The sequence below is a fragment of the Elusimicrobiaceae bacterium genome (assembly GCA_028700325.1).
GTDB lineage: Bacteria > Elusimicrobiota > Elusimicrobia > Elusimicrobiales > Elusimicrobiaceae > JAQVSV01.
The window spans coordinates 1-3861 of record JAQVSV010000118.1; the positions used below are offsets into that span (position 1 = coordinate 1).

4 protein-coding genes are annotated in these 3861 nt (G+C 57.1%); 3 read left to right on the forward strand and 1 reads right to left on the reverse strand.

Annotated features, from left to right (window positions below; translation table 11 throughout):
- A partial coding sequence (locus PHW69_09945; GenBank protein ID MDD4005504.1) for a hypothetical protein occupies positions 1–1654 on the reverse strand: 1654 nt, incomplete at its 3' end.
- 113 nt (positions 1655–1767) lie between these two features.
- Between PHW69_09945 and PHW69_09950 the strand changes: the two genes are divergently transcribed.
- The 3 genes from PHW69_09950 to PHW69_09960 form a co-directional block, all read left to right on the forward strand.
- Entirely contained in the window at positions 1768–2370 is a 603-nt protein-coding gene (locus tag PHW69_09950) for an NAD(P)H-dependent oxidoreductase (protein ID MDD4005505.1), read from the forward strand.
- 21 nt (positions 2371–2391) lie between these two features.
- Positions 2392–3120, forward strand: a complete 729-nt coding sequence (locus tag PHW69_09955) for a hypothetical protein (GenBank protein ID MDD4005506.1) — start codon at positions 2392–2394, stop codon at positions 3118–3120.
- 25 nt (positions 3121–3145) lie between these two features.
- The coding region (locus PHW69_09960) for a Tex-like N-terminal domain-containing protein (GenBank protein ID MDD4005507.1) at positions 3146–3861 on the forward strand (716 nt) is incomplete at its 3' end.

Here is a 3861-nt window from a genome sequence, read left to right on the forward strand (position 1 = left end):
CCAGCATGCCACACAAATGCCCGAACATTTTGCGGAAACCCGCCTTCAGGGCGGAAGTTTCGCTCATTTCATAACGGCCTTCACCATTAAGATCTGCTATATACCAATGCCGGGTCAGCCGGAACATCGAGCGTATGATCAGCGCAACCTGCCGGCCCTGCGGATCATACACCACGAATGTTTTGCCGAAAAGAAACATGGGCCGCATCACCGCGCAGGCAAGCAGCTTCATGTTCTCGTCATACAGAAACATGCGCTTGGGCACCACTATCGAAAGCGCCAGAAACCCCACCGCCACCACAAACGAAGCCGCGCCTATCCGGCCGGCCAAAGCGGCGTCGGGCGAACCGGTAAGGTCAAAAGCCGTCCGGGCGGCCATCGCCGCGATAAAAACAAACGCGCTCAGCCCCGTCGCCAGCTCCGTGAAACGCGGGCTGACGGCGGTATATTGCCGGTCCTGCGCATCGGCCGCTTCATAAACGGCATGGAAAGCCAGGTACCGGCGCGCGACTCTTAGCGGATAAGGTGAGTTGGGATCAACGCTGAACGGCGGATTCTCCGGCGCGGGCAGTACCAGCCTGAGCAGAAAACTCAGTACCGTAAAACCGATAACGGCAAAAATCAGTTTAATCTGCGCTCCGAGCGCGCGTTTCGGGAGCGGCGGAAGCGAAGCCAGCGGCCGCTGCGCCGGGTTGCCTTCCGGTGGCAGTTTAAATGCGGTGCCGCCGGCGGCCGCATCCTGACCCCGTATGCCGGAATTCGCGCCCGCCATGATGCTGGTTGTTTTGCCGGTTGAAAGAAGCCGCAGCACGGCCTCGTCCGGCACGTTCCCGGCCTGCGCCATATAAATCAGCCCGCCGGCCCTGAAATAGTAATCAGCCAGCTCGCCGCCAAGCTCGGAATAAACCGTTTTGCAGTATTCCCAGCCGTTGGCAAGCGTGCCGGTTGAACGCGAAACGGCTTTTTTGCGTATTTCGGTCTGCGCGCAAAGCGCGGAAAATCCGGCTTCGTCATCGGCGGTTTCTTCCGACACCGACACCATCGCGCCGTTGTACCGGGTAAGGGAAAGAACCTTGGAAACGGTTTCCGCCTGCGGATATTCCCGCCGGTTGAGCGACAGCAGCAGCGCGGTATCGCGCGGACCCGAATTGACAACCGGGCCGGTAAACGCCGGGTCAGGCGGAACGGGCAGAACCGTCACGCCCGCCAGCAGCGTCTTCACCTGGGAAAAAGCGGCAACGTCCTTCAAAACAAGATGGTAAAACCGCCCGCCCGCGTTGAGATAGCCCATCGTGTTCATGCCGCCGGAACTGCTCCAGGCGAAATAATAGTAGACCGCGGAACCGGACACCAGCCTGCCAACCCCGGACGGCTGCTGCAGATTATCAAGAACAAGTTTCCGGTCGGACTGAAGCTGGCGGCCCAGCTCGGCCTGCCCGGTTATCCCGAAAAAAGGGTATAAAGCGAGGCGGCTTTTGCCGGAAGTTACTTCCAGCGTTGATTTCGGCAGCAGTTTCTGGCGGGCGGGTTTCCACCCGGCCGGCAAAGTCATGGACAGGGTGCGGCAATCCGAATAAAAAACTCCGGCCACGGCGTTTGCTGCGAAAAACGCCAGGAAAACAATTGCCGGAAAAGCAAGAAAAAATCTGCGCAAGAGGGTTCCCGTGACTATTTCGTGACTATTTTAAAAGAAAATTATAACATTTCCGCACCGGCACCATAAATGATATCATATATGGCAAGAGGAAGGGGGGGGAAGGCATTGTCATGAAATACCTTATAATTTACGCGCATCCGAATCCGAAAAGCTTTTGCGCGGCGGTGCGTGATACACATATCGCCGCGCTTGCGCAGGCGGGTAATGAAACCGAACTGCTCGACCTGTACGCCGAAAATTTCAAGGCCGCGCTTGACAGCGCGGATTTCTCCGCATTCGCCGCGAACACTCTGCCGGACGATATAAAAACCGCGCAGGCCAAAATAGCCCGCGCAGACATGATAACACTGATTTACCCGATCTGGTGGATGTCGTTTCCCGCCATATTAAAAGGTTTTATTGACAGGGTGTTTCTGAAAGGGTTCGCCTACGACTATACGCCGCAGGGCCCCAGGGGCCTGTTGTCCGGCAAGCAGATCATTATTTTCAATACCGCCGGCGGCTCTAAAAACGAATATGAAAAATCCGGCAACCGCACCTGCATAGAGCATCTCGCCAGCGACGGAATTTTCCGCTTCTCCGGCCTGCGGGTTACACGCCATGTTTTCCTGTATGAGGTGCCGTTTGTGGCGGACAGGGACCGCAGGGAAATGCTGGAGTCAGTCCGGGATTTCACGCTTAAATTAAACCCAGCAGCAAAACCCGGAGTTTGACCGGCGCAAGACAATCCATTTATGAAAAACATGCACTCTTTTATTGCTGCGCTGTGCTGGTGCGCGCTGTCCGTTCCTGCGGCGGCTGAACCCGGCACCGCGTTCACCAGCCGGCCTTACAATACTGTTTCCGAAGCGCGCATTGTAGCCGAAAGCATACTAAAAACGGGCGCGCCGCTCGGCCTGCGTTTTGACCGGTTGGAGCCGCGCCAGAAAGGCGGCTTCTATATACTGCGCGGGCAATCAAGCGGCCCGATTGAGGTAATGGAATACAACGCTTTCAACCGCTACGGTTCGCGGCAGGAAGCAACTGCTGCCGTCCGGGTGCTGGCTTCGGCTTTCAAATCGGCCGGGCTGCCGGTGCTGGCGTCGTCCGCGCTGAAAGAGGACGGGAAATACTCCATAACAATCTATTATGCCTGCCAGTCCAATCCGGACGACCTGAAGAAATTTTCGCACCATACCCTGACCTTGCAGTCTTGCGAACGCGGCACAACCAAACACCTGAAAACTTTGGGAATACCGGTTATTGAAACCGGCAAAACCGGGGAAGGCTTCAAAATAACGCTTCTATCGAAGGGCGCACCGCTGCTCGCCTCCGGCAAGCGCTCCTTTGCTACGCTTGCCCAGGCCGCCGCCGCAATGAAAACCCGGCGTGAAGAACTGGCGGCCGGCAACGCGCTGGTGCTTTTCTCCAATACCGCCGCCACACCGGACGGGTACAATTACGGCATTGCTTACATCGAGTAAAGATTCGGTTATGGAGGAAAAGCGCATGACAACGGCCTATTCGGCAAAAATCAGCGGGGAGCTGGCAGTTTCGCAGCAGTCGGTAAACGCGGTGCTTGAGCTTATGGATGCGGGCTCGACAATTCCGTTCATCGCCCGCTACAGGAAAGAAGCCACCGGCAATCTGGATGAAGTGGCCATAGCCAGTATCCGCGACCGGCACGCCGCCCTCAAGGAACTGGACGAACGGCGCGGCGCGATTCTCGCCTCCCTCACGGAACGCAACCTGCTGACCGACGAATTGAACGCAAAAATTGCCGCCGCCGAAACCCTCTCGAAACTGGAAGACATCTATCTGCCGTTCCGGCCGAAACGCCGCACGCGCGCCACCGTCGCGCGCGAAAAAGGGCTGGACCCGCTGGCGCTGTTTCTGCTCGCGCAGGCAAACGCCGACCCGCAAACCGAAGCGCAAAAGTATATTAACGAGGAAAAAGAAGTGCAGACGGCAGAAGAAGCGCTGGCAGGAGCGCGCGATATAATCGCAGAAACCGTCAGTGAAACGGAAGAAGCGCGCGCCCGCATGCGAAAGCTGTATTTCGACAAAGGGGAATTCGTTTCCAGGGTTATCACCGGCAAGGAAACGGAGGGCGCGAAATTCAAGGATTATTTCGAATGGAAAGAACCGGTCGCCAAGGCTCCTTCGCACCGGGTGCTGGCCATGCGCCGGGGCGAGAACGAGGGAATCCTGATACTCCGGGTAAC

What these genes read in the sequence shown, in the direction of transcription:
- PHW69_09950 (MDD4005505.1), top strand. Translation starts at nt 1,768, where the DNA reads ATGAAATACCTTATAATTTACGCGCATCCGAATCCGAAAAGCTTTTGC.
- PHW69_09955 (MDD4005506.1), top strand. Translation starts at nt 2,392, where the DNA reads ATGAAAAACATGCACTCTTTTATTGCTGCGCTGTGCTGGTGCGCGCTG.